Source organism: Cupriavidus sp. 22TCCZM01-5 (assembly GCF_057798915.1).
Window position 1 is genome coordinate 98,657 of record NZ_JBYOJR010000004.1, and the last position, 26,221, is coordinate 124,877.

The window sequence follows — 26,221 nt, forward strand, 5'->3', positions numbered from 1 at the left end:
CGCATGAATAGGCGCCGCGTTGCACAGATGACTCGCGCAGCGCTAACGTGCTGAAGCAGTCTTTCCAGCGTGGCGGGGCGAAATGGAAACCAGCGGATGCGGGGGAAGCTCCGCTCTAGAGAACCAGCGGCCGGTCATCCAGCTCATTTGGGTTGCGGCCACCATCGGATGGAAAATGCGCCGCCAGCAGATCATGAATCTGCCCTACGGACTTCAGCACCGGCCTGACCGACAAATCCCTGGACAGCCCTGCTGCCAGTTCATCGCAAACCGCGCGCCACGTCTTCGCCCCCACGCGCCCATCGATACCCCGGTCGGCCAGCAATTCCACCGCATGGTCGGCCAGGTTGATATAAAGCAGCACGCCGGTGTGCTCTTCGGTATTCCACACCTCCAGCGCGCCAAACAAGGCGCGTGCCCGCGCCCGCGCCGTGGTGCCGCCCCAGGCATGGCCGAGCGGCAGGCTGGACTCGATGACCACCCGGATCTCGCCGCGGTGGCGCGCTTCGCCGGCATGGACGGCATCGTGCAGTTGCTGTTGCGCCTCGGCCGGGAAGTGGCGGCGGGCAGTGCCGGGGGTGGTGCCGAGGTGGCGCAGCGCGCGTCGCAGCGATGGCATGGTCCGCTCTCCTTACCAGTTGCCGGAGGCACCGCCGCCGTCGAAGCCGCCGCCGCCTCCACCGCTGAAGCCGCCGCCCGAGTCGCCGCCCCCGAAGTCACCGCCGCCACCGAAGCCGCCCCGGCGGCCCCAGTCGCTGCCCATGCCGTAGCCGCCCAGTCCGCCCAGCCCGCCGGCGATCACGTCGCGGCCACGCGGCGAGGTGACGATCTGCGGGCCGCGCCGGCGCGTGGCCGCCGTCAGGAAGAAGAACAGGATGATGGCGAGCGGGAACAGCACCGGCAGCCAGTCCGACCAGAACGATGACGCGCTCTTGCGCGGCTGCGGGCCGGCCAGGCCCTCCTTGTCGATGGTGGCCTGGATCGCGGAGATGCCGGCCGCCAGTCCGCCGTAGAAGTCGTTCTGGCGAAAGTGGGGGGCCATGATGTCCTGCAGGATGCGCTTGGACATTGCGTCCGTGAGCGATCCCTGTACCCCGCGGCCGACTTCCAGCCGCATCTTGCGCAGGCCGGGCGGATTGTCCTTCGCGATCAGGACGATCACGCCGTCGTCGATGCCCTTGCGCCCGGCGCGCCAGGCGTCGGCGACGCGGATGCTGTAGGCGTCGATGGTCTCGGGCTCGGTCGTCGGCAGCATCAGCACGAAGATCTGGCTGCCGCGCTGCTGCTCGTACTCGGCCAGCACGTTTTCCAGCGCGGTGCGCTGGGTGGCGGAAAGGGTATTGGTCAGGTCGGTGACGCGCTGGGTCAGGGGCGGCACCGGTACGAACCCGTCATTGGCCGCCAGGGCCGGCAGCGCCAGCGAGCTGGCCAGCCAGAGCAGGGCGGCCAGCCAGCGGCGCCAGGAGCGGAAGGCGGGCAAGTCCGTCAGGGTGCCCATGATGCGTGCCTTGCTGTCAGAACTTCACGGCAGGGGGCGTGGAGATGGCCTTCTCGTTCTCCACCGCAAAGGAAGGCTTGACCTCGTACTTGAACACCATGGCCGTGAGGTTGGTGGGGAAGCTGCGCGCGAGCACGTTGTAGTCGCGCACGGCGGCAATGTAACGCTGGCGCGCTACGGTGATGCGGTTCTCGGTGCCTTCGAGCTGCGATTGCAAGTCGCGGAACGAGGCATCGGCCTTGAGCTGCGGGTAGTTCTCCGACACCGCCAGCAGGCGCGACAGGGCGCTGGACAACTCACCCTGCGCCTCCTGGAAGCGCTTGAACGCTTCAGGATTGTTCAGGGTCTCGGGCGATACCTGGATGCTGGTGGCGGCGGCGCGTGCCTTGGTCACGGCCTCGAGCGTCTCGCGCTCGTGCGTGGCGTAGCCCTTGACCGTGTTGACCAGGTTGGGGATCAGGTCGGCGCGCCGCTGGTACTGGTTCACGACCTCGCCCCAGGCCGCCTTGACCGCCTCGTCCCTGGTCTGGAAGTCGTTGTAGCCGCAGGCCGACAGCAGGCTGGCCAGGCAGGCCAGCAACAGCCAGCGGAACCAGCCGGCAGCCCGGTTCGAGGTCGAGGACAGGGGCAATGAGGCGCGCATCGTGGGCTCCCGGGTTGAGACGAATCTCAAGTGTAGCGCACGGCGCGTTACCACCGGCGGCTACCCCGGGAGGGCTCCGGTCAGGCCGCGAAGGCCTTGCGCGCGGCGTCCAGCGTGGCCTGCAGGATGGTGTCATCGTGGCAGGCGGAGACAAAGCCCGCCTCGAACGCCGAGGGCGCCAGGTACACGCCGTTGTCGAGCATCGCGTGGAAGAAGCGGTTGAAGCGCGTGGTATCGCTTTTCGTGACTTCGGCAAAGCTGCCCGGCACGCCCTCGCGGAAGTAGATGCCGAACATGCCGCCGATCGCATCGGCGGCGAATGGCACGCCGGCGGCGCGGGCGGCTTCGGCGAGGCCGTCGGCCAGCTTGCGGGTTTGCGCGGCGAGCTTGTCGTAGAAACCCGGCGCCTGGATCAGCCGCAGCGTGGTCAGGCCGGCGGCCACCGCCAGCGGGTTGCCGGACAGCGTGCCGGCCTGGTACACGCCGCCCAGCGGTGCCAGCTTTGCCATGATGTCGCGCCGGCCGCCAAAAGCCGCCGCCGGCATGCCGCCGCCAATGACCTTGCCCAGGCAGGTCATGTCCGGGGTGATGCCGTAGTGCGCCTGGGCGCCGCCCAGAGCCACGCGGAAGCCGGTCATGACTTCGTCGAAGATCAGCACGGCGCCGTCGCGCGTGCACAGATCGCGCATGGCCTTCAGGAAGGCGTCGCTCGCGCGCACGAGGTTCATGTTGCCGGCGACCGGCTCCACGATGACGGCGGCGATCTCGCCCGCGTGCTTCGCGAAGGCCTGCTCCAGCTGCTCGACATTGTTGTACTCGAGCACCATGGTGTGGCGCGTCACGTCGGCGGGCACGCCTGCGGACGACGGCGCGTTCTGCGTGGTGTCGGCAAACGTCAGCAGGCCCGAGCCGGCCTTGACCAGCAGGCTGTCGGCGTGGCCGTGGTAGCAGCCTTCGAACTTGATGATCAGGTCTCGGCCGGTGAAGCCGCGCGCGAGGCGCAGCGCGCTCATGGTGGCCTCGGTGCCGGACGAGACCAGCCGCACCTGCTCGATGGACGGCACCAGCTTGCAGATTTCCTCGGCCATCGTGATCTCGGCTTCGGTCGGCGCGCCGAACGAGAAGCTGTGCGCGGCGGTCTCCTGCACCGCTCGCACCACGTCCGGGTGGGCGTGGCCCACGATCATCGGGCCCCAGGAACCGATGTAGTCGATATAGCGCTGGCCGTCGGCATCCCACATATAGGCGCCTTCGGCTCGCGTGATGAAGCGCGGCGTGCCGCCCACCGAGCGGAAGGCCCGCACGGGCGAATTGACGCCCCCGGGGATGGTTTGCTGGGCGCGGTCGAAGAGCTGCTGGTTAAGGGACATGGTCTGCCTGGGTCTAAAACTCGGGAAACGCGTTCAAGCGGACGCGATCTGGCGCCAAAAGGATGGGCAAGGCGGCGCATACGTGGAGCAGCGCGGCTTTTGTCCTGTATTTGTACGCTAACGTGCGCGAACACGGCGGATTTGGCCCGATCTGGCTGAGCGGCTGGCGCCGTCGGCGCCGATTCGGTACCATCTGCGCTGAATTTTAATGGAGAGCGACCAGCGCCTGTTATGGAATACAAGACTTGGATGTGCCTGATCTGCGGCTGGATCTACGATGAAGCTGCCGGCGCGCCGGAAGACGGCATTGCCCCGGGCACCAAATGGGAAGACGTGCCCATCAACTGGACGTGCCCGGAGTGCGGGGCCCGCAAGGAAGATTTCGAGATGGTGGCGATCTGACGCCACGGCTCGCTGGCGTCGCGTGCGCGGTGTCGCGTCGCGCCGACGCGACAATTCGCCGGGCCGTGCCGGGTGCTCCGGATTGACGGCCCTCCGGCGTCTTGTCACACTCTGTCGCAAAATGATTCTCCGTCCACCCCGCCCTCCGGGGGTGGCAAAGGACGGAAAGGCAGGTGCGGGTTCCACGTGCCGCCACAGGCCGGTCATCTGACCGGCCTTTTGTAGGGAAGATTAAATCGGGGTTCCGTCGGGGCCGCTGGCCAGACCAGGCTGCTTCGCACGGGTGTTCTCAAGAGATTGCCGGTGCTCCGCAGGGAGACGCTGGTCGCGGGAACAATATGCGGGTCGCTCAACCACTAGAAAACCATCGGGTCAATGCCGGCGCCAGCGCGCAGCCGGAACAGGTGCCGGCGTGCGCGCCGGCATCTTCGCGCAGAGTGCTGGTAATCGACGATTCCAGCACCATCCGCCGTACGGCGGAGATCTTCCTTTCGCAGGCAGGCTATGAGGTCGTGCTTGCCGAGGACGGTTTCGAAGCGCTCGCCAAGGTCGGCGACATGCACCCCGACCTCATCTTCTGCGACATCCTGATGCCGCGTCTCGACGGCTATCAGACCTGCTCGCTGATCAAGAAAAGTCCGCGTTTCCACGCCATTCCCGTGGTCATGCTGTCCTCGCGCGATGGCGTGTTCGACCGCTCGCGCGGGCGCCTGGTCGGCGCGCAGGATCACCTTGCCAAGCCGTTTACGCGCGATTCGCTGCTGCAGGCCGTCCAGACCTGCCTGCCCGGCCTGGCGGCCGGCAACGCGCTGCCGGCATGACCCGGATTCAAGGAACTGACTCATGACAACCATCAACAAGATCCTCATCGTCGATGACTCGCCCACCGAAGCCCTGTTTATGTCCGACCTGCTCGGCAAGCAGGGCTTCAAGGTTTCGGTCGCAGGCAACAGCGACCAGGCCTTCGCGCGCCTCGAGGCCGAGGCCTTCGACCTGATCCTGATGGACGTGGTGATGCCTGGCCAGAACGGCTACCAGGCCACGCGTGCCATCAAGCGCGACGACCGCTTCAAGGACATCCCCGTCATCATGTGCACCAGCAAGGGACTGGACACCGACCGCATCTGGGGCATGCGCCAGGGGGCGTCCGACTATATCGTCAAGCCGGTCGACAGCAAGGAATTGCTCACCAAGATTGCGGCGCTGTCCCACTGACGGCACCCGTTCTCGCCAGTAAGCTGGGGACGCCACATGAACGCGCCACGCCAAGACCTCCGCACCCGCCAGACCCGATTGCAGGACTATCAGGCCATGCTGGCCAGGCGCCTTCGCGAAGCGCGCAGCGTGCCCGCAACGGACAGCTACCTGGCGCTTCAGGTTGGCCAGCGCGGCTGGCTGCTGCCGCTCGCGCAGACCGGCGAGGTGCTCGACATGCGCCATCCGAGCCGCGTGCCGCTGACGCAGCCATGGTATGCCGGCCTGGTCAATGCGCGCGGCAGCCTGCTTGGCGTAGTGGATTTCGGCCTGTTCTGCGGCGACGGCCCGACCCCGCTGCAGCCGGGCAGCAAGATCGTGGTGCTGTCGCGCCAGGTCGAGCGGGCCTGCGGCATCCTGGCCACGCGCGTGGTCGGCCTGCGCCACGCGGCGGATCTGCGCGCGCCCGCGCTGGATGTGGCGGCCGGCGCCGCCTGGGAAGGCCGGCGTCTCGATGATGGCGACGGCCGCGCCTGGCAGGTGCTGGATGTGCATGCGCTGCTCGATGCGCCGGCCTTTCTCCAGGCGGGGCGCGTGGCGGACTAGCCGGTGCGGATGGTCCGGCGCGGTGAATCGCGGCGCCCGCAGGCGACAGAACAAATAACGCGGTGGCCCGGGTCGAGGCCGCCCCAGACAACGATTCAACGGATAGAGGGTGCTATGGGGTTCAAGAAAATCAGCCTGGGACGCCGGACGCCGGCGGCCAACGCGGCTGCTGGCCTGGTGGAGGACCGCGCCGGCGCGGGCACGCGTGGCAACGGGTTGGGCCGCACCCCTGTCGATGCCGTGGCGGCATGGCTGGAACGCATGCCGTTCTCTTCGCAGCAGCGCGCGCTCACCATCGGCGTGGTGGTGTCGCTGGTTGCGCTGCTTGGCTCGGTGTACATGGACAACCGCATCGCCAACAACGCCGCCGCGCAGATCGAGGTCTCCGGCGACATGCTGATGCACTCGCAGCGCCTGGGCAAGGCCGCGCCGGTGGCGCTGCTGGGCAACGTGCAGGCGTTCACGCAGCTGCGCCAGTCCAAGGAGGCCCTGGCGGAAGACTTGCAGGCGCTGCTGGCAGGCAGCGACGCCAAGCAGGTGCGCGCGACCACGGGCGCGGCGCAGCCGCTGCTGGAAACCGCGATCAGCTCGTGGAAGCGCAGCGAGAAGAGCGCCGCCGACGTGCTCGCGCAGCAGCCGGTGCTGACCACGATCGGCCAGACGCTGCAGGTCTTCAACGCCTCGAACCCTGAACTGCTTGAAGCCGCGGAACAGGTCGCCGCGCTCAAGCTGCAGTCCGGTTCCAACTCGCGCGAGGTGGCCGCTTCGGCCCAGCTCGTGATGCTGACGCAGCGCCTGGGCAAGAACCTGAACGAGTTCCTGTCAGGCGAAGGCGTGAACCCCGAGACCGCGTTCCTGCTCGGCAAGGACACCAACACGTTCCGCGAGACGCTCGACGGCCTGCTCAACGGCAGTGAGGCGCTGCGGCTCAACGCCGCCAGCGATGCCGAGACGCGCTCCTACCTGCAGCAGCTTTCGCAACGCTTCGACGCGGTGCAGAAGACCACCCAGACGATCCTGCAGAACCTGCCCGGCCTGATTGCCGCCAAGCGCGCGCAGCAGCAGATCTTCAACGACAACGAAGCCCTGCGCGGCGAATTGTCCGCGCTGCAGAAGGCTTACGCCGAGGCAGCGCGTTACCGCCCTGTGACGCTCGGGGCGACGGTGGTCTCGGCGCTGATGACGCTGCTGTGCCTGGCGGGCCTGGCCGCGCTGTACCTGCGCGACTCACGCCTGCGTGCGCTCGAAGCCGAGGCGCGCGAGCGTGAAGCCGAAACACGCAGGCTGGAGGAAAAGCGCAACAACGACACCACGCAGAAGGCGATTCTGCAGCTAATGAACGAGCTGCAGGACATCGCCGACGGCGACCTCACGCGCCAGGCGACCGTGACCGAGGACATCACCGGCGCCATTGCCGACTCGGTGAACTACACGGTGGAAGAACTGCGCGAACTGGTGGGCCGCGTGCAGCAGACGGCAGGGGAGGTGACACTGGCCTCGGGCCAGGTGCAGGCGACCTCGAACCAGCTCGCGGCCACGACCGAAGAGCAGTCGCGCCAGATCCGCCAGACCGGCGAGTCGGTTGTGGACATGGCCGACCGCATCACGCAGGTTTCGCGCGGCGCGGCCGAATCGGCCAACGTGGCGCGCGCCTCGCTGACCGCCGCGGAGCAGGGGCAGCAGGCCGTGCAGAACGCCATCGCGGGCATGAACGACATCCGCGAGCAGATCCAGGAAACATCCAAGCGTATCAAGCGCCTGGGCGAGTCGTCGCAGGAGATCGGTGAAATCGTCGAGCTGATCTCGGACATTACCGAGCAGACCAACGTGCTGGCACTGAATGCCGCCATCCAGGCGGCGTCCGCCGGCGAAGCCGGTCGCGGCTTCACGGTGGTGGCCGAAGAAGTGCAGCGCCTGGCCGAACGCTCCGGCGAGGCCACCAAGCAGATCGGCGCGCTGATCCGCACCATCCAGACCGATACCCAGGATGCCGTGCACGCCATGGAGCGCAGCACGCAGGGCGTGGTGGAAGGTGCGCGACTATCTGACAATGCAGGTACCGCTCTGCAGGAGATCGGCCGCGTGTCGCGCCAGCTTGCCGAGCTGATCGAGCAGATTTCCCGTTCCACCTCGCACGAGGCCGACCTGGCCGGCGGCGTCGCCCGTCACATCGAACGCATTCTGCAGGCCACCGAGCAGACCACCGCCGGTACCCGCCAGACCGCGAGCTCGGTGCGCGAGCTGACGCAGCTGACCGAAGAACTGCGCAATTCCGTATCGCGATTCAAGATTGCCTGACCAGGATGACGCCCGCCGTGGCGTCCGGACTGCCCCGACCCGCGCGCAAAGGCCGCAATGGAAGCCGTGATGTCTTTGAATTCTCCCTTTTCGCGTGATCCCGCCGAGCCGCAGCAACAGGTGCTGTTGCCGGAGGACCCGACCCAGTCTGCGGCGCTGCCGGATGTGGCGGAACCAGCCGCCCCCGCCTCGCGCGACCTGTCGGTGCTGGCATGGGTGGCACCGAGCCTGCGCGCCGCGCTGGATGACGCCGCGACCGAGCTGTCCCACTACGTCGAAGAAGTCCAGCAGGCGCCCGAGGCGCTCGGCGCGCGCGATACCACATCGCTGCGCCTGGCCGGGCAACAATTGCACCAGGCCGCCGGCGCGGTGCATATCGTGGGCCTGCGCGGGGTCGATCCGTACTGCCAGGCCTTGCGGCGCCTGATCGAAAGTCTTGACGGCGGCGGCGTGGCCGCCGATGCCGGCACGCTTGCGTTGTTCCGTGCCGGGGTGCTGGCGCTTGCCGAGTACGTCGACGACCTGATGGCGGGCGATGAACAGGACCCGCTGCGGCTGTTCCGCCCATATGCGGAGATCCTGGCGCTGCTCGGCGACGAGCGCGTGCATCCGGCCGACCTGTGGCTCGACGAGCTGCAGATGCTGCCCGGCATCCTGCTGCCCACGCGCAACGCATCGGTCGTCACGCGCGCGCGGCAGCGCTACGAAGCGGCACTGCTCAAGGCGCTGCGCCTGCCGGTGCAGTGCAACGAGTCCCAGCGGCTGCGCGAGGCGTACCTGCCGCTGCAGGAGGCGCTGGACGAAGTACGGGCCAGCGAGCAGGAGGCACGCCGCGCCACCGACCACCCGGACCGCGGAATCTGGCATGTGCTGTCGCTGGCGTTCCGTGCCCTGGCCCACGGTTTGCTGCCGTCAGACCTGCTGGCGAAGCGCTTTGCCGGCCGGGCCCACCTGCTGCTGCGTCAATACCAGCAGGGGCAGGTGCGCGTGCCGCAGGCCCTGCTCAACGACGCCATCTTCCTGCTGGTCTGCACCTTGGCGGAGCAGGCGGAGTCTCCTCTGCACGATGCCGACGAGAGTGCGGTGATGACGTTGCGCGCCGACATCGCGCGTACCGTGCAGGCGTTCCGCCTCGACCGCGCGCACGCCACGCCCGGTGCCGACCACCGCCTGCGCTACTACGGCTGGCTCGATCCTATCGATACCCGTAACCTGCAGCAGGCTGCCGCAGGGTTGGAGCGTGCCGCCGAAGGCGATCCCGCCGCCTGGGAAATCGCGCTGGCGGCGCTGGCCGAGGCCGCGCAGCCGCTTGCGCAGCCGGCCTTGCAGCTATGCCTGTCGCAGGCCGCGCTCAGGCCGGCGGGCGAACCTGGGCGCGGCGAGGCGCTGGGCGCCACCGGCATTGCCGTGTTCCTGTCGCGCGCGCTGGCCTTGCCCTGGCGCGTGCACGGCATGAGCCCGAACCCCGCGGCAGCGGTCTTTGCCGCACGCTGCGAGGAGCTGGCGCAATGCCTGGCCGACCCGGCCGCCGCGGCGCCGGCATGGCTCGCGCGCATGGCCGACGAAGCCCGCGCCCAGGCGGCGCGCGTGCAGGCAATCGCGCAGTTGCGCGCCCAGCTTGACGGCGGTGAATCGTGGCTTGATACCTATGACCGCAATGCCGCCCGGCCCGATGCCGGGAACAGCCTGGCGGAGGCCGTGCAGGCCTTCGAGGCCTTGCGAAGCACGCTGGACGCGCTGCAGCACACCGACATCCTGCCGGCAGCGCTGGGCGATGAGGCGCAGCGGGCCGGCGAAGCCGTGCAGGAGGCCGTGCGCCAAGCCGGCATGCTGGGCACCGTCGCCGATGAAGCCTTGCGTGGCGAGTCCCTGGCTGCCATTGCCGAGACGCTGGGCACCGTGCATGCGTTCATCGATGCGCTGGAGCTGGGCCGCACCCCTCATGAAACGCAGGACGAGGATCCTGACGAGGGGCTGGCGCCGCGTCAGGCAGGTGCTGTCAGCAGCGATCCGCTGTCGGTGGCACGTGCCGCTGCCAGCGAAGCGCTCCGCACCGGTGCCACGGCCGACACGCCGACGATTCAGCGACTGCGCGCAGCGCTGCAGACGCTGGCTGACCAGGCTGCCATCGACGACAATGCCGCGCTGCGACGCCAGGCCACGGAGGCGACCACGCAACTCAACGCGTGGCTTGCAGGCAGTGACACCGGCGACCGGCTGGTGGCGGCACTGGCCGAGCCGATGCCGGTTGCCTCGCAGGCGACCGCACAGGCGCAGGCGCCGGACGACGGCGCGGCCCTGGACGCCGAGCTGTTCGGGATCTTCCTGCACGAGGCCGACGAAGTTCTCGGCGGCATCGCGGCCGATCTGGGTTCGGGTCTGAAAGCGCTTGGCGATGCCGATACGCTAAGCCGCATCCGGCGCGCGTTCCATACGCTCAAGGGCTCCAGCCGCATGGTCGGCCTGCACCGCTACGGCGAGGCCGCCTGGGCCGTGGAGCAGGTGATGAACCTGTGGATCGCGGAGGCGCGCGAGCCGGTGCCGGCTCTGCTCAACCTGCTGCGGCGCGCGCATGCGGAGCTGTCCGCGTGGGTGGCGCTGCTGCATCGCGATGCCGGCGCGGCGCATGACATCGCGCCGCTGGTGGCCGCGGCCGAGGCCGTCCGCGATCCGCAGCCGGAAGCGCCCGCAGGTTCCGCCGCAGCGGAGCCCCACCCGGCTGTCATCGAGGATGCGCTGCTACCTGACATCCTGGCTGTGGATGCTTCGGCAGCGAGTCCGGAGGCCGGGACGGATGCGCCTGCGGATACCGCCGACGGGGGCGAGGGCAACGTGATTCCCTTCCGCCTGTCGGGGGCGTTGTCCACCGAGGATGACAACTTCAAGGTGATTGGCCCGATCCGCATTGGCCTGCCGCTCTACAACGTCTACCTGCAGGAAGCCGACGACCTCCTGCGCCAGTTCGCCACCGACATTTCCGAGTGGCGCCATGAGAACCACCCGTGCCCGAGCGAGCTGGCGCTGCGCGTTGCGCATACGCTGCAGGGCAGCGCGTCGACGGTCGGGCTGGAGCCGGTGCGCGAGATTGCCGAGGCGCTCGAGCAATTGCTGCTGCAGCTCGGCTCGCACCCCGTTGCCATGCATCCCGGCGACTTCCGCCTGCTGGAGCAGGCGGTCGAACGGCTGCGTGGCATGCTCCACCAGTTCGCCGCGGGCGTCTGGCCCGAGGCGGATGCCAGCCTGCACCGCAGCCTGACCGAGTTCGGCGAGCGTGCCATGCTGCGCCCGCGTGTCCTGGTGCCGGCACCCGAGGTGCCCGCCGGCCCGGATGATTCCGTGGCCAGCCTGTTCGGCCAGCTGCAACCGTCCGTACCCGAGCCGCACGTGGAAGCGGAACCGCCCGCCGCGCCGGAGTCCTCGCGCCCGGCAGTGCCGGCGCCGGCAACTGTGACGCATGACGCGGTGGTGATCCCGTTGCCGGCGCCGGCGCGTGCGCTGCCGCCGGCAGTCGTGCAGGCCGATGCCGCCGAGCTGGACGCGACCCTCGTCGAGATCTTCCTGGAAGAGGCGCATAGCAGCCTGCCCGAACTCGGCCGGCTCGTGCGCACGTGGGAAGCGGCACCCGAAGACACACGGCAAGGTGGCCTGGTGCTGCGCGCGCTGCATACGCTCAAGGGCAGTGCGCGCATGGCGGGCGCCATGGCGCTGGGCCAGGCCGCGCACGAGATGGAAACGCTGCTCGACGCCAGCCTGCGCGCGCAGCGTGTCGGCCCGCAGTTGTTTGCCCGCCTGTACGCGTGGTACGACCGGATCCTGATGCACGTGGAGGCGCTGCAGGCTGGCCGCCTGCTCGTGCCGGACGATCCTGATGTCATCAACGGGCTGGCCGCGCCGGAACCGCCCGCGCCGCCGGTGATGGCCAGCGCCGAAGTCACTAAGCCGGAGAGCGCTGGCCCTGCGTTGCCGATGCCCGTCACCAAGGCCTCCAGTGGCGAGCTAGCGCAGGTGTCGGATGCAGCCGAGCGCCAGCGCGCGCTGGTGCGCGTGCAGGCCCGTGCGCTCGATACGCTGATCAACGAGGCTGGCGAAGTCGGCGCCACGCGTGCGCGGCTGGAAAGCGAACTCGATGCCATGCGCGCCTACCTGGGCGAACTGAACGACAACGTGGCGCGTCTGCGCGGCCAGTTGCGCGAGATCGAGATCCAGGCCGAATCGCAGATGGCTTCGCGCATCGCCGACGCCCAGCACCGGCAGGAATTCGATCCGCTGGAATTCGACCGTTTCACGCGCTTCCAGGAACTGACGCGGATGATGGCCGAGTCGGTCAACGACGTGGCCACCGTGGAGCAGAACCTGCACCGCGGCTTTGACCGTACCGCGGGCGACCTGGCCGCGCAGGCGCGGCTCACGCGCGGCCTGCAGCGCGGGCTGATGCAGGCGCGCATGGTGCAGTTCGACGCGCTGGCCGAGCGCCTCTACCGCGTCGCGCGCCAGGCCGCCGCGGAGACCGGCAAGGAGGTCCGGCTGCTGATCCAGGGCGGTACGGTGGAAGTCGACCGGTCCGTGCTGGACCGCATGGCCGGCCCGATCGAGCACCTGATCCGCAATGCCGTCGTGCATGGCATCGAGACCGCTGAGACTCGCCGCGCCGCAGGGAAGTCGGCGGCCGGTTCGCTGACGCTGGAAGTGCAGCAGGAAGGCAACGAAGTCGTGTTGCATTTCGTCGATGACGGAGCGGGCCTTGATCTTGGGCGGATCCGCGCGCGCGCCGTGGAGCGCGACCTGTTGGCGCATGATGATGAAGCCAGCGACGCGCGGCTGACCGAGATGATCTTTACGCCCGGTTTCTCGACCGCCGACGCCGTTTCGGAACTCGCCGGCCGCGGCGTCGGCATGGACGTGGTCCGCGCGGAGACCGTGGCGCTGGGCGGCCGCATCACGCTGTCGACGACAGCTGGTCGCGGCACGACATTCACGGTGCACCTGCCGCTGACCACGGCGATCACGCAGGTGCTGGTGGTGGTGCTGGGCGGCCGCATGTATGCCATGCCGAGCGGCATGATCGACCAGGTTCAGCAGTTGCGTACGCAGGCCCTGCTCGATGCCTACAATCAGGGGCATCTCACCGTCGCCGGCGGCGAGGTGCCGTTCCATTACTTCGGCGCCTTGCTCGAGGAAAGCGCGGCCAGTCCGTCCGGGCGCAAGTATTCGCCGGTCGTCATCGTGCGCAGCGGTACCGAGCGCGTCGCCGTGCACGTGGACGAAGTGGTGGGCAACCGCGAAGTGGTGGTCAAGCACATCGGTCCGCACCTGGCGCGCCTGGAAGGCATTGCCGGTGCCACGACGATGGGCGACGGCGAGATCGTGCTGATCTACAACCCGGTGGTGCTGGCCCAGCGTTTCGAGCGCGTGCGCGGTGAAGTGGCGCCCGCCGCCGTGCAGCCGTCGGCAACGCAGCCGCTTGGCGCGGTCGCGGAGCTGGCTGGCGATGGCGCCGCGACGCCGGTTCCGGGCCTGGTGGTGCAGCCGACGGTGATGGTGGTGGACGATTCGCTGACCGTACGCAAGGCCGCCCACCGCCTGCTGACGCGCGCCGGCTACGAGGTACTGCTCGCCCGCGACGGCGTCGATGCGCTCAAGCAGCTCCAGGATGTGATGCCGGACGCCATGCTGGTCGACATCGAGATGCCGCACATGGACGGCTTCGACCTGACCCGGAACGTACGTTCCGACAGCCGCACGACCCACATGCCACTGGTGATGATCACGTCGCGCACGGCGGAGAAGCATCGCCGTTACGCGCAGGAGATCGGCGTGGACGTGTACCTCGGCAAGCCCTACAACGAGGACGAACTGCTCGGCACGTTGCAGCGGCTGATTGGCGCACGGGCCGCCCGGGCGGCGGGTTCCGTCGCGCAGATGCTCGGGGATCAACCGGCGCCCTGACGCGGTTTGCGAAGGACCGGGAAAGCAGAGTGGGCCGCCATGGGGCGGCCCACCTTCTTTCCGAACATCGTTGAGCGAACTGGCGTGGTGACGCGCGATCACGCGCGATCACGCGCGGCCACGTGGTCAGTTACCAGCGCATCTGCGCATTGTGCGTACCCGTGCTGACCACCTGCGTCTTGGTCCGGCCCTCATACGTGGCCCGCACGTTGTAGCTGCCTGCCGGTGCGCGCAGCAGGCACTTCGGGCCGTCCGCCACGAAGTTCGCGACTTCGCGACCATTGCGCGTCAGCGTCACGTTGACGTCGGACAGGTATTCGCCGCGCGGGCCCTGGGTGAAGAGCAGCCCCATGTTGTAGTCGCCGGACTGCGCGGACAGTGCGCGCTGTTCATCCGTAGCAACGCCGCCGCAGATGTAGGTCACCGACCCGGACTTGCGCTGCACCATCGCATCGCGCGGTGGCGGTGGCGGAGGTACGGCCAGCGGCGGGGAGGGCGCCGCCAGCGGGGGCGACGGTGCTGCCGGAGCCGTGTTAATCGGCGCCGGTGTCGGCGCAGGCGCCGCAGCCGGCGGTGCCGCCGTGGTGGGCGGCAGCGGCGGCGTGCCAGGCGCCGGCGGAGTGGGTGTCATGGGCGCGGCCGCGGCATCCGCCGGGGCCGTGTAAGTCTGGGCTTGTCCCGCAGCAGGCACGAACGCAAGCATTGCCACTGCGCATGCGCCCGTGAAAAGGGCCAGTCGCAGTGCCCTTGCGCGCCGTCCTCGCGTGTCTTGCAGGTGGATGGGGCGCGAGCTTTGCAAAGATAGTTGCCGCATCTTGGCCTCCTTGACGAAAGAGGGAAGGACAGTGCCGCCAGCGCCCCTTACGGGCCAGGCGGATGTCGCTTCCATGCTAAGGGAGCAATGCCTGGGCGCACTGCCGGTCAGGCTCCTACATGCTTGTCGGAGGAGGGCGCCTTGCGGGAGGCGGGTGGCGCGCGGGCCACCCGGGATGTGCACGCCGCGGCAGTCCGGGGCGTGCGAAGGACGGAAGGATTACGTCTTGCGGCTGACCAGCCTGGCCGGGACCGACAACGTCAGTGCAGCACCCACCACCAGGCAGGCGGCGAGCAGGTACATGCCGGAATCGGTGCTGTGGGTCAGGTCCTTGAGCCAGCCGACCGCATACGGGCTCAGGAAGCCAGCGAGGTTGCCGAGCGAGTTGATCAGCGCGATGCCGGCAGCCGCGCCGGTGCCGGCCAGGAAGGCCGTGGGCAGGCTCCAGAACAGCGGCAGCGTGGTCAGGATGCCGATGGTGGCCAGCGTGAGCGCCACCATGGCCAGCGCAGTGCTGTCATGCCATTGCACCGAGAGCACCAGGCCCAGTGCGCCGAGCGCGGCCGGGATCGCAATGTGCCAGCGGCGCTCGCCCGAACGGTCCGCGCTGAACGCGACCAGCACCATGCCGATCACGGCGCAGCCATACGGAATCGCAGTCAGCAGGCCGATGTCGAGCGCGCCCTTGACGCCGGTCTGCTTGATGATGGTCGGCAGCCAGAAGCTCACGCCATACAGGCCCATCACGAAGCAGAAGTAGATCGCGCTCATCAACCATACGCGCGGGCTTGAAAACACGGTGCGGATGGGCGGGTCTTCCTTGTGCGCGTCCTCGCTGGCGATATTGCGCTCGAGCAGCGCCTTCTCTTCGGCGGTGAGCCACCTGGCGTGCGCGATGCGGTCGTCGAGGTAGGCCAGCACCATCAGGCCGACCAGGATCGACGGGATGCCTTCAAGCAGGAACATCCACTGCCAGCCGGACCAGCCGTTGTGGCCGTCGAAGGCCTGCATCGCCCAGCCCGACAGCGGGCCGCCGATGACGCCCGACAGCGCGATGGCGGTCATGAAGAACGTGGTGGTGCGTCCGCGCCGGTTGGCCGGGTACCAGTAGGTCAGGTACAGGATGATGCCGGGGAAGAAGCCGGCCTCCGCGATGCCGAGCAGGAAGCGCAGCACGTAGAACATGGTCGGCGTGGTGACGAACATCATCGCCGCGGAAATGGCGCCCCACGTGATCATGATGCGGGCGATCCAGATGCGTGCGCCGACCTTGTGCAGGATCACGTTGCTCGGCACTTCGAACAGGAAGTAGCCGATGAAGAAGATGCCCGCGCCGAGGCCGTAGATGGTCTCGCTGAATTTCAGGTCGCTGAGCATCTGCAGCTTGGCAAAGCCCACGTTGACGCGGTCCAGGTAGGCCACTACGTAGCACAGCAGCAGGAAAGGCACCAGGCGCCAGCTCACCTTGCGGTAAGTGGCGTCTTCAAACTCGGCGTCGCCGACGCCGGGGTTCACTGCAGTCGTTGTCATGCTGTCTCCTCGGGATGTTTGCGCTTCTCTGACGCTTCTATGACGCTTCGGTGTTGCAGCTACGGCTATTGCGGGAACGGAGGGCGCGACTATACGCAGCGGCCGCCGTCCACTTCGATGCAGGTGCCCGTGATGAACGCGGCTTCGTCGCTGGCCAGGTACAGGCAGGCATTGGCGACATCGGGCGGGGTCGACATGCGTCCCATCGGGATGGTGGCGAGGAACTTCGCGCGGTTCTCGGGCGTGTCGGGCATGCCCATGAACTCTTCGAGCAGGCCGGTGGCCCCGATCACGGGATTCACGCAGTTGACGCGGATATTGTCCTGACCGAGCTCCGCCGCCATGGCCTTGCTCGCGGTGATGACGGCGCCCTTGCTGCCGTTGTACCAGACCAGGCCCGGGCGCGGCCGGATGCCGGCGGTCGATGCGATGTTGACGAACACGCCGCCGCCACGCTGGCGGAAATGCGGGATGAAGGCGCGCGCCGACCAGAAGATGCTCTTGACGTTGACCGCATAGACGCGGTCGAACTCGTCCTCGGTGATCTCCAGGATCGGCTTGTTGCGGTGGGTGGTGCCGGCGTTGTTGACGACGATGTGCACGTCGCCGAAGGCGGCCAGCGCGGCATCGCGCATGGCCTGCGTGTCGCTTTCGCGCGAGACGTCGGCGCGCACCGCACGCGCCTGGCCGCCGGCTGCGCGGATCGCGGCGGCCACGCGCTCGGCGGCGTCTTCGCGCAGGTCGGCCACCATGACACGGGCGCCTTCGCGCGCGAACGTATGCGCGATGCCTTCGCCAAAGCCGGACCCGCCGCCGGTTACCACCGCTACCTTGTCTGCCAGTCTCATCGCTTGTCTCCTTGGGTTTGTTATGTCGTGCGAGGCGTCCGGCCGCTCAGTGCGCGAATGGCCCGCGCCCGCGCAAGGCGTTGGCCACCATCATCACGGCCAGCAGGAACGGCAGCGCCACATAGAGGCACCAGTGCACGCGGTCGCCCACGGTGTCGCCCCACTTGCGCTTGAAGACCTGCAGGCGCGGCATGCCGGACGGATTGGTCGCGCGTTTGTTCTTCACATGCCAGGCCATCCAGAAAAAGAAGATGGCAAAGGCAATCGACAGAAAATTGATGTTACCCATGTTGAATGGCAATGGTTTTCAGGGTGGTAAAGGCGTAGAGGGCCTCGAAGCCCTTCTCGCGGCCGTAGCCGGACTGGCCGGTGCCGCCGAAGGGCAGCTCCACGCCGCCGCCGGCACCGTAGTTGTTGATAAAGACCTGGCCGGCGCGCAGCTTGCGCGCGAGGCGAAGCTGCCGGCCGCCGTCACGCGTCCACAATCCCGCCACCAGTCCGTAAGGCGTACCGTTGGCCAGCGCCACGGCTTCGGCTTCGGTGTCGAACGGCATCGCGGCCAGCAGCGGGCCGAAAACCTCCTCCTGCGCGAGCCGGTGCGCGGGCGGAACGTCGCGGAACAGCATCGGCACCTGGTAATAGCCGGACTCCGGCGCATCCGCGACGATCTGGCCCTGCGCCATGACCGCGATGCCGGCGTGCTGTGCGTCGGAGACGAAGTCCCACACGCGCTGCTGCTGCTTGCGGCTGATCAGAGGGCCGCATTCCAGGTCCAGTTCGGAGGGGCCGACACGCAGCGACTCGAATACCGAGGCGAGCCGGTCCAGCAGCGCATTGTAAAGCTGGCGTTCCACCAGCACGCGGCTGCCCGCCGAGCAGGTCTGGCCGGCGTTCTGCACGATGCCGTTGACGATCACGGGCACGAGCGCGTCCACATCGGCATCGGCAAAGACGACCTGCGGAGACTTGCCGCCCAGTTCCAGCGTGACCGGCACGTGGTTCTCGGCGGCGAGCTGGGCCACCTGCTTGCCGGTCTGCGGCGAGCCGGTGAACGAGATGTGATTGATGCCCGGGTGGCGGGCCAGCGCGGCGCCGGCCTCATGGCCATAGCCGGTGACGATATTGAGCGCACCTTCGGGCAGGCCGGCTTCGGCGGCGATCTCGGCCACGCGCAGCAGCGACAGGCAGGCGTCCTCGGCCGGCTTGACCACGCAGGCGTTGCCGGTTGCCAGCGCCGCGCCGACGCTGCGGCCGAAGATCTGCAGCGGGTAGTTCCACGGGATGATGTGGCCGGTGACGCCGTGCGGCTCGCGCAGCGTGAGCACCGTGTAGCCCGGGTTGTATGGAATGGTCTGGCCGTGCAGCTTGTCGACGGCACCGGCATAGAACTCGAAATAGCGGGCCACGGCGCGGGCATCGGCGCGGGCCTGGCGCGCCGGCTTGCCGGTGTCGCGCGCCTCGAGCGCCGCCAGCTCTTCTTCGTGGGCGATCAGCGCCAGTGCCACGCGGTTGAGCAGCCGAACGCGCTCGGCCGGCGCCATGGCGCCCCAGGCGCCGTCGGCGGCTTGCCGCGCGGCGTGCACGGCAACGTTGATATCGGTGGCGTTGCCGCGCGCGATCTCGGCAAACGGTTCGCCATTGGACGGGTCGAACACTTTGATGCGCAGGCCGTTGTCGGGCGCGATCAGGCGGTTGGCAACGAAATGCTGGGCGTGCATGAGGGTCTCCGGGAGGCTCCGCGGGGTTCTTGTTTCGGAGGCGTGGCTCGGAATTCAGCGTTGGCTGAAGAATGCGCCATTATCGCGCAGCCCGGGCGGCGTGCAAGGCACGGTCTTTGTCAGCCTCGGGTCAGGGGCGAGCCGTTATAATGCCCGCCATCCATAAACACACCGCAGGCATCTGGAGAATCGCATGAGTTTCAATCTCGTCTCCCCGGGCAAGGACATTCCCAACGATTTCAACGTCATCATCGAGATTTCCGCCCAGAGCGATCCGGTGAAGTACGAGGCTGACAAGGAAACCGGCCTGCTGTTCGTGGACCGCTTTATCGGCACCGGCATGCGCTATCCGGCCAATTACGGCTTCATTCCGCAGACGCTGTCGGGCGACGGCGACCCGGTGGATGTGCTGGTGCTCAGCCCGTTCCCGATCCTGGCCGGCGCGGTCGTGCGCTGCCGTGCACTCGGCATGCTGAAGATGACGGACGAGTCGGGCGTGGATGCGAAGCTGGTCGCCGTGCCGGTGGACAAGCTTTCGCCGGCCACCGCCTTCATGAAGGGCCTGTCGGACGTGCCGCAGAACCTGCTCGACCAGATCAAGCACTTCTTTGAGAACTACAAGGCACTGGAAGCCGGCAAGTGGGTCAAGGTGGAAGGCTGGGCCGGCATCGAGGAAGCCCACAAGGAAATCACCGACGGCGTCGCGAACTACAAGAAGTAATTGCGGTCGCCTGGCAATTTATGTGCCGTTCTCGTGCAAAGCTGAACGGCTGCTGAACGAACCCCGCCACGGCGGGGTTTTTTGTTGCGTAAAACATGACCATCGGCAAGCCACCCGCGAGCGCGCCGGGTTACGCTATCGGTGTCCCCTACCACTACAGGAGTTCCTGTGAACCGCCTTCAGAGCGTGTCAGGTGCCATGCCGTTTCCCGGCACTGCGCGCCGTTACGATGGCCTGGCCATCTTCTTCCACTGGACAGTGTTCCTGCTGATCGCCGTGGCCTATGCGGCCATCGAACTGAAGGGCTTTGCCGGCAAGGGCACGCCGGCCCGCTCGCTGGCCATGGCCGCGCATGAGTGGGCCGGAGCGTTGGTCCTGGTGCTGGCCGTGCCGCGCCTGCTGCGGCGCCTGGTGCGCGGCGCGCCGCCGGCCGAGCCGGGCCCGCGCTGGATGCAGCACGCGGGCGAGGCGATGCACTGGGTGCTGTACCTGTTCATCCTGGCCCAGCCGATCCTGGGCCTGCTCGCGCTCAATGCCGGCGGCCATGTGATGGCGCTGCCCACGCTCGGACTCGAGATTCCGGCGCTGGTCGGGCCGGACGAGGCGCTGAAGAACCAGGTCAAGGAGATCCATGAAACGCTGGGCACGGCGTTCTACCTCGTGATCGGCCTGCACGCGATCGCGGCGCTGTTCCACCACTACATGCTGGGCGACAACACCTTGCGCCGCATGTGGCGGCGCTGAGCCGTCAGTCCCGCTGGGCGAACGGCGTACGCTCGTTCAGTTCGTCCAGGTAGGCATCGATGCCTTCGCGTTCGCGTGCGAGGAAGCGCTCCACCGCGTCCGCGAAGGCCGGGTGCGCCAGCCAGTGCGCCGAGCGCGTCGGCACGGGCAGGAAGCCGCGGGCCATCTTGTGCTCGCCCTGCGCGCCGCCTTCGAAGGTGCCGATGCCGTGGCGGATGCAGAATTCCAGCGGCTGGTAGTAGGCAGTCTCGAAGTGCAGGCACGGGTGGTACTCGAGCGCGCCCCAGTAGCGTCCGTACAGCGTGCTGATCCCCGGCGTGTCGTCGTAGACGAGCAGCGAACTGGCGATCGGCGCTCCCGCGCGTTCGGCAATCACCAGCAGCAGGTGCTGAGGCATGGCCGCACCGATGCGCCGGAAGAAGTCCAGGTTCAGGTAGGGCGTGGAGTGGTGCTCGCGGTAGGTCTGGCGGTAGCAACGGTTGAAGAAGCGCCAGGCGTCGTCGTCGATCTGCGCGCCGCGCAGGTGGCGGAACGTGATGCCGGCTTCGGCCACGCGGCGCCGCTCGGCGCGGATGTTCTTGCGTTTCTTCTGCGATAGCGTGGCAAGGAAATCGTCGAAGCCGGCGTAGCCCGCATTGGTCCAGTGGAACTGCACGCCATGCCGCATCATCATGCCGGCCTGTTCCATCAGGTCAGCCTCGGCATCGTTGGGGAACAGGATGTGCAGCGACGACATGCCGCTTTCCGCGGCCAGTGCCAGGGCAAGCTGCAGCAGCAGACGGCGCGCGTCGGTGCTTTCGGCCAGCAGCCTTGCGCCGCGCACGGGCGAGAACGGGATCGCCGAGAGCCACTTGGGGTAGTACTCCAGGCCGTGGCGGGCATAGGCATCGGCCCAGGCCCAGTCGAACACGTACTCGCCATAGGAATGGGCTTTCGCGTACAGCGGCATGGCGCCGGCGAGCCGTTCCGGCCGTCCGTTGGCGGCGGGTGCCCACAGGGTGAGGTAGCGCGGGCTCCAGCCGGTGTCGGGGCAAGCGCTGCCGCTGGCGTGCAGCGCATCCAGGAAGGCGTGGCGCAGGAACGGGGTGGCGTCGGGGTCGCTGGCGACCAGGGCATCCCAGGTATCGGCCGCGATTTCCGCAAGGTCCGAGACGATCTCCGTCCGGTAGTCCTGCACGCCACCGGCTTCGAGCGGTTCCGCCGCTTGCCGTGGGTCGGGCCTGTCGAACGGATTGCCCGGATTGCCCGGATTGCAAGATTCCGACTGCATGGCACCTGGTTCCGTATCTCCTACGATCGGGCCGAGTCTACCGGAAACCACCGATGGCCGCTCCCGCCTCAGCGACAGCGTGCGCCGCGTCGTAAAATGGCGCGTGGCCGTCACGAGTGCGGCCGCCAGAACCTCCTATGCCGCCGGCTGCAGGCCTGCCGCGCTGCAGACCGGCAACCAAGGCCGGCAACCAAGGCCCGATATGAAGAATCCGTTTTTCAACCTGTATTCCCACGGCTTTGCGCGCGTGGCGGTGGGCGTGCCGGTCTGCCGCGTGGCCGACCCGGCCTTCAACGCCGCCGAGACCATCGCCCTGGCCACGCAGGCGGCCAGGCAGGGCGCCGTGCTGGTGGCGTTTCCGGAGCTCGGCATCTCGGCCTATACCTGCGATGACCTGTTCCACCAGCGGGCCCTGCTGGATGCCTGCGAAGCGGCGCTGGGCACGATCGTCGAGGCCTCGCGCAAGCTGTCGGCGGCGCTGATCGTGGGCATGCCACTGCGCGTGGAGCACCAGCTTTTCAACTGCGCGGTGGTGGTGGCGCGGGGTCGCGTGCTTGGGGTGGTGCCCAAGTCCTACCTGCCGAACTACTGGGAGTTCTACGAGGCGCGCCAGTTCAGCGAAGCCGATAACGCGGCCACGGACTCCGTCCGCCTGCTCGGCCAGGACGTGCCGTTCGGCGCCGGGCTGCTGTTCGAGGTCGAGGACATTCCGTACTTCCGCTTCCATGCGGAGATCTGCGAAGACGTGTGGGTGCCGATCCCGCCGTCGTCGTTTGCCGCGCTGGCCGGTGCTACGGTGCTGGTCAACCTGTCGGCGTCGAATATCGTGATCGGCAAGGCGGGCTACCGGCACCAACTCGTGTCGCAGCAATCGGCGCGTTGCCTGGCCGCTTATCTCTATACCTCCGCCGGCAAGGGCGAGTCGTCCACCGATCTCGCCTGGGATGGCCAGGCGCTGATCTGCGAGAACGGCGAACTGCTGGCCGAATCGGAGCGCTTTGCCGACACCTCGCACCTGCTGTTCGCCGACGTGGACGTCGAGCGCCTGTCGCGCGAGCGCATGCACCAGGTGACCTTCGGCCACTCCGTGCGCCGGCACAAAGCCGAGGTGGACAAATTCCGCGTGGTCCGCTTCCCGCTCGACGTGCCGCTGGACAAGGCGCTGCCGCTCGAGCGCAAGGTCGCGCGTTTCCCGTACGTGCCGGCCGATCCGCGCCAGCGCGACGAGCGCTGCCACGAGGTCTACAACATCCAGGTGCAGGCGCTGGTGCAGCGGCTGTCGGCGAGCAAGATCTCGAAGGTGGTCATCGGCGTGTCGGGCGGGCTCGATTCCACCCACGCGCTGCTGGTGTGCGCCAAGGCGATGGACCGCCTGGGTCTGCCGCGCTCGAACATCCTGGCCTACACCATGCCGGGCTTTGCCACCAGCGACCGCACGCTGCGCCAGGCGCGCCAGCTCATGGAGCTGGTGGGGTGCACGGCGCGCGAGATCGATATCCGCCCGAGCTGCCTGGCAATGCTGAAGGACCTGGACCATCCGTATGCACGCGGCGAGAAGGTCTATGACGTGACCTTCGAGAACGTGCAGGCTGGCGAGCGCACCAACCACCTGTTCCGGCTGGCCAACCACAACGGCGCGATCGTGATCGGCACCGGCGACCTCAGCGAACTGGCGCTCGGCTGGTGTACGTACGGCGTGGGCGACCATATGTCGCACTACAACGTGAACGCCAGCGTGCCCAAGACGCTGATCTCGCACCTGGTGCGCTGGGTGGCGGAAACCGGGCAGGTCGGTGAAGGCGGCTCGGACGTGCTGATCAACGTGCTGGATACGGACATCAGCCCCGAACTGGTGCCCGGCGATTCGAACCACGGACCCGAGCAGAAGACCGAGAGCACCATCGGCCCGTACGAGTTGCAGGACTTCAACCTCTACTACACGCTGCGCTTCGGCTTTACCCCGTCGAAGATCGCCTTCCTGGCGCTGCATGCCTGGGGCGACCGCGAGCACGGCACCTGGCCCAACGGGCCACACGTGGCGCGCAACCAGTACGGCCTGCCGGAGATCAAGCGCAACCTGGCGATCTTCCTGGACCGGTTCTTCCGCACGAGCCAGTTCAAGCGCTCCTGCATCCCGAACGCGCCCAAGGTGGGCTCGGGCGGCTCGCTATCGCCGCGCGGCGACTGGCGCGCGCCGAGCGACTCGGAATCGGTGGTGTGGCTGAAGGACCTGGAGAAGGTGCCTGACTGAGGCACCTGTCGGCTAGGCGGCCGACGGTGTTTCGAAGCTGCCAGCGAGCAGGTCCTTGCGGAAAGCCATGAGCCAGTCGGCGGTTTCATCGAGCGGGTAGGCCTGCTGCCTGCCGCTGGCGAGGCAGTCGACCACGGCATATCCGTAGATGCCGGCCGGGTCGGCCGGCTGCCGTTCGCGGCCAGTCAGGCGGAAGTCCGCGGTGGTCCCCTCATGGCTGCGCACCAGGGCCTGGAACAGCACGCGTTCAGCGGTTTCGATCAGTGGCATGGGACGTTGTTGGCTGTGTCACGATGCGTCCGCCGAAGCCAGCTTCAGCCCGATCACGCCGCACAGGATCAGCGCGACGCAGCCGATGCGGGCCGGCGATGCCGGCTCCCCCAGCAACGCCATCCCAAGTACGGCGGTTCCCGCCGCGCCGATACCGGTCCAGACCGCGTAGGCCGTCCCCACCGGCAAGGCCCGCAGGGCGAGCGTGAGCAGCATGATGCTGCTGAGCCCGGTGAGCACGGCAAACAGGCTCGGCCACAGCCGGCTGAAGCCGGCGGACCATTTCATGCCAAAGGCAAAGGCAATTTCCAGCACGCCGGCGCAGGCCAGCAGGATCCAGGACATCTTGGCAAAGGCTCGGGTTTGAAGAGATGCCACCGTCAGCCGACCAGCAGGCGGTGCGTGAACAGGCGATGCAGCGTGCGGACAAACAGCACGGCAATGGCAATGGTCAGCAGCGCAAGGATTACCGCCGCGACGACGTGGAGCGCGCCGGTATCCGCATGGTGCGCATACTTCAGCGCGGCGTTGGACAGCGCGGCCATCGGGAAGCTGATGGCCCACCACGAAGCGGCGAACGGCACCGAGCGGCGGAACACCTTGGCCGCAAGCACCACGAACAGGAACAGGCCGAAGTAGAACAGCATGGCAGCGAACATGTCGACGTGCTGCGTAATGTTCACGTAGGCCAGGAAGCCGACCTCGAACGGCGCGATCAGGATGATCAGCGAAGGCACCATGCCGGCCGGCAGCGGATCATGGTGGACCAGGCGCGAGAAGATCATCGCGAAGAACACCAGCGCCATCACGGCACCGACCGCCACCGCGAACAGGTTCAGCTCGGGCGCCCAGGACATCGGCATGGTGCCGCCGGCCACGGCGATATCGAGCGTCGCCACGCCGGGAATCAGCCAGGCCGGTCCGACATGCGCCGGGTCGCCCTTGCCGCGGAACAGGCGGCTCGCGATCACGTAGGTCAGTGCGATGGTAAGCACCGAACCGATGGTCCACACGACCTGGCCGAGCGTCTCGCTGTAGACGCCGACGATCGACGACAGCAGCAGGATGGCGATGGTGATAGTGCCGAAGAAGTTGCCGGCGATCGGATGGTTGAACTCGGCCTTGACGGCGGCCGGGTACAGGCGCCATTTGGCAAGGTACCCGATCGCCAGCGCCACGAATGTGATCATGGCCACCACGCCGACGATTTCGGCAATGGCCGGGCTCGTGCCAAATACCTTGCTCGCGCCACGCCATGCCAGCGACAGGCCCGACAGGCCCATGACGGCGCCGAACAGGTTGACCGGGAGATGCTGGACCGAACTGCGCTGGAGGGGCGCCGCGGCGGCGGGATTGGCTGCAATAGTCATGGTGCTTCGTCTGCCTCTTTGGGTTGCCGAGCACGTCGCATCGGCGGTGGAACGGCCCCGGACCGCGTTCCGGGATGGAGCAGGGCCCTGGTGGAATGCATTATGGGAAAACCTTGGGTTGGCTTGAAGCAGACTATTACGTCAATTTACGCCAATCCGTGCCCGCTCTCGGCCAATGGCGTTTTCGCGGTCGGCACGACGGCCTAGACTGCGCCCCGTTTCCGTTGAATGTATTCAGGACGCACCATGAAAATCAGGCAATCTAGTGGAGCCGGGATCACCTGGTTGGCGCTGTGCTGTGCGGGCCTTTCCGCGTGCATCCAGGCTCCTATCCAGCGATACGAGGGTAGCCACGCGCTGCGTGACGGCCGGGGCGGCGGGCGGGAAACCGTGGATGGCATCGACATCTGGACGCGCGGCGAACCCGCCGGCGCGTACGAAGTCCTTGCTTACACCACTGTCGAAAGCCCGGAAGGCTGGATTGGCGGCCGCATCTTGCTTTCCCGCGTGGCCGAGCGCGTGCGCGCGGCCGGTGGCGATGCGGCAGTGCTTGGTGCCGAGCGCAGCCGCGTCGACGGCACGCCGCTGGACCGCGGCCGGGCCATGCTGGAGGGGCGGCGCATTGTAGAGATCACGATCGTGCGCTATCGGTCCGGCGTCACCGGCTTACAAGGACGGTGGCCGAAATTGACTAAACTGACGCAAGCCGACACTGCCGCCTGATCGTC

Annotated in this window: 23 protein-coding genes; 10 read left to right on the top strand and 13 right to left on the bottom strand. The window is 67.8% G+C overall.

The features are described from left to right. Positions 1-115: 115 nt before the first annotated feature. The 4 genes from AC3FNH_RS05475 to hemL form a co-directional block, all read right to left on the bottom strand. Positions 116-619 (bottom strand): TPM domain-containing protein, encoded by a 504-nt coding sequence (locus AC3FNH_RS05475; protein ID WP_488719318.1) that lies wholly within the window; start codon positions 617-619, stop codon positions 116-118. A 12-nt stretch (positions 620-631) separates the two neighbouring features. Further along, a complete protein-coding gene (locus AC3FNH_RS05480) occupies positions 632-1,498 on the bottom strand; it encodes a TPM domain-containing protein (RefSeq protein ID WP_488719319.1) in 867 nt (288 codons plus the stop codon). A gap of 16 nt (positions 1,499-1,514) precedes the next feature. Next, positions 1,515-2,141, bottom strand: coding sequence for a LemA family protein (locus AC3FNH_RS05485; RefSeq protein WP_488719320.1), 627 nt, complete (start codon positions 2,139-2,141; stop codon positions 1,515-1,517). Between the two features lie 80 nt (positions 2,142-2,221). Next, positions 2,222-3,511, bottom strand: coding sequence for a glutamate-1-semialdehyde 2,1-aminomutase (gene hemL, locus AC3FNH_RS05490; RefSeq protein WP_488719321.1), 1,290 nt, complete (start codon positions 3,509-3,511; stop codon positions 2,222-2,224). A gap of 231 nt (positions 3,512-3,742) precedes the next feature. Here hemL and AC3FNH_RS05495 point away from each other — a divergent pair, with 231 nt between their 5' ends. The 6 genes from AC3FNH_RS05495 (at position 3,743) to AC3FNH_RS05520 (ending at position 13,957) form a co-directional block, all read left to right on the top strand. After that, positions 3,743-3,913, top strand: coding sequence for a rubredoxin (locus AC3FNH_RS05495; RefSeq protein WP_008644874.1), 171 nt, complete (start codon positions 3,743-3,745; stop codon positions 3,911-3,913). A gap of 338 nt (positions 3,914-4,251) precedes the next feature. Further along, the gene (locus AC3FNH_RS05500; protein WP_488719322.1) at positions 4,252-4,734 is read left to right on the top strand and encodes a response regulator; all 483 of its coding nucleotides are present in this window, start codon (positions 4,252-4,254) and stop codon (positions 4,732-4,734) included. 22 nt (positions 4,735-4,756) lie between these two features. Beyond that, positions 4,757-5,128, top strand: a complete 372-nt coding sequence (locus AC3FNH_RS05505; RefSeq protein WP_011298771.1) for a response regulator — start codon at positions 4,757-4,759, stop codon at positions 5,126-5,128. Positions 5,129-5,164: 36 nt separating this feature from the next. Next, a complete protein-coding gene (locus tag AC3FNH_RS05510) occupies positions 5,165-5,713 on the top strand; it encodes a chemotaxis protein CheW (protein ID WP_488719323.1) in 549 nt (182 codons plus the stop codon). A 114-nt stretch (positions 5,714-5,827) separates the two neighbouring features. Next, complete coding sequence (locus tag AC3FNH_RS05515; protein ID WP_488719324.1) at positions 5,828-8,011, top strand: methyl-accepting chemotaxis protein; 2,184 nt, start codon at positions 5,828-5,830, stop codon at positions 8,009-8,011. Positions 8,012-8,080: 69 nt separating this feature from the next. Continuing rightward, positions 8,081-13,957: an Hpt domain-containing protein gene (locus tag AC3FNH_RS05520; RefSeq protein WP_488719325.1), complete on the top strand. Its 5,877-nt coding sequence runs from the start codon at positions 8,081-8,083 to the stop codon at positions 13,955-13,957. A gap of 130 nt (positions 13,958-14,087) precedes the next feature. Here the strand turns inward: AC3FNH_RS05520 and AC3FNH_RS05525 are convergent, their stop codons facing one another. From AC3FNH_RS05525 to AC3FNH_RS05545, 5 genes are all read right to left on the bottom strand, one after another. Next, positions 14,088-14,588: a hypothetical protein gene (locus tag AC3FNH_RS05525; RefSeq protein ID WP_276099719.1), complete on the bottom strand. Its 501-nt coding sequence runs from the start codon at positions 14,586-14,588 to the stop codon at positions 14,088-14,090. 402 nt (positions 14,589-14,990) lie between these two features. Continuing rightward, positions 14,991-16,301 (bottom strand): MFS transporter, encoded by a 1,311-nt coding sequence (locus tag AC3FNH_RS05530; RefSeq protein ID WP_276099720.1) that lies wholly within the window; start codon positions 16,299-16,301, stop codon positions 14,991-14,993. Between the two features lie 89 nt (positions 16,302-16,390). Continuing rightward, a complete protein-coding gene (locus AC3FNH_RS05535) occupies positions 16,391-17,149 on the bottom strand; it encodes an SDR family oxidoreductase (RefSeq protein WP_488719326.1) in 759 nt (252 codons plus the stop codon). A 46-nt stretch (positions 17,150-17,195) separates the two neighbouring features. Further along, positions 17,196-17,438 carry a hypothetical protein gene (locus tag AC3FNH_RS05540; RefSeq protein WP_276099722.1) on the bottom strand — a complete coding sequence of 81 codons (243 nt, stop codon included), beginning with the start codon at positions 17,436-17,438 and terminating at the stop codon, positions 17,196-17,198. Beyond that, positions 17,431-18,867, bottom strand: coding sequence for an aldehyde dehydrogenase family protein (locus AC3FNH_RS05545; protein WP_276099723.1), 1,437 nt, complete (start codon positions 18,865-18,867; stop codon positions 17,431-17,433). Before AC3FNH_RS05545 ends, AC3FNH_RS05540 begins: the two co-directional genes overlap by 8 nt. A gap of 193 nt (positions 18,868-19,060) precedes the next feature. On the opposite strand from AC3FNH_RS05545, the gene ppa reads away from it, so the two are divergent. Both ppa and AC3FNH_RS05555 read left to right on the top strand, forming a co-directional pair. After that, entirely contained in the window at positions 19,061-19,588 is a 528-nt protein-coding gene (ppa, locus tag AC3FNH_RS05550) for an inorganic diphosphatase (RefSeq protein WP_276099724.1), read from the top strand. Positions 19,589-19,786: 198 nt separating this feature from the next. Continuing rightward, a complete protein-coding gene (locus AC3FNH_RS05555) occupies positions 19,787-20,332 on the top strand; it encodes a cytochrome b (protein ID WP_488719415.1) in 546 nt (181 codons plus the stop codon). 4 nt (positions 20,333-20,336) lie between these two features. Here AC3FNH_RS05555 and AC3FNH_RS05560 read toward each other — a convergent pair whose 3' ends face one another. Continuing rightward, the gene (locus tag AC3FNH_RS05560) at positions 20,337-21,602 is read right to left on the bottom strand and encodes a GNAT family N-acetyltransferase (RefSeq protein WP_488719327.1); all 1,266 of its coding nucleotides are present in this window, start codon (positions 21,600-21,602) and stop codon (positions 20,337-20,339) included. A 202-nt stretch (positions 21,603-21,804) separates the two neighbouring features. On the opposite strand from AC3FNH_RS05560, the gene AC3FNH_RS05565 reads away from it, so the two are divergent. Continuing rightward, positions 21,805-23,853, top strand: a complete 2,049-nt coding sequence (locus AC3FNH_RS05565; RefSeq protein WP_488719328.1) for an NAD(+) synthase — start codon at positions 21,805-21,807, stop codon at positions 23,851-23,853. Positions 23,854-23,865: 12 nt separating this feature from the next. Here AC3FNH_RS05565 and AC3FNH_RS05570 read toward each other — a convergent pair whose 3' ends face one another. Genes AC3FNH_RS05570 through AC3FNH_RS05580 form a run of 3 tightly spaced genes read right to left on the bottom strand, consistent with a single transcriptional unit; the run spans position 23,866 to position 25,493 of the window. Next, positions 23,866-24,123, bottom strand: coding sequence for a hypothetical protein (locus AC3FNH_RS05570; protein WP_488719329.1), 258 nt, complete (start codon positions 24,121-24,123; stop codon positions 23,866-23,868). Positions 24,124-24,141: 18 nt separating this feature from the next. Further along, the gene (locus AC3FNH_RS05575; protein ID WP_488719330.1) at positions 24,142-24,468 is read right to left on the bottom strand and encodes a DMT family transporter; all 327 of its coding nucleotides are present in this window, start codon (positions 24,466-24,468) and stop codon (positions 24,142-24,144) included. Positions 24,469-24,503: 35 nt separating this feature from the next. Further along, positions 24,504-25,493: an SLAC1 anion channel family protein gene (locus AC3FNH_RS05580; RefSeq protein ID WP_488719331.1), complete on the bottom strand. Its 990-nt coding sequence runs from the start codon at positions 25,491-25,493 to the stop codon at positions 24,504-24,506. 246 nt (positions 25,494-25,739) lie between these two features. Here AC3FNH_RS05580 and AC3FNH_RS05585 point away from each other — a divergent pair, with 246 nt between their 5' ends. Then, the gene (locus AC3FNH_RS05585; RefSeq protein WP_488719332.1) at positions 25,740-26,216 is read left to right on the top strand and encodes a hypothetical protein; all 477 of its coding nucleotides are present in this window, start codon (positions 25,740-25,742) and stop codon (positions 26,214-26,216) included. Positions 26,217-26,221 lie beyond the last annotated feature (5 nt).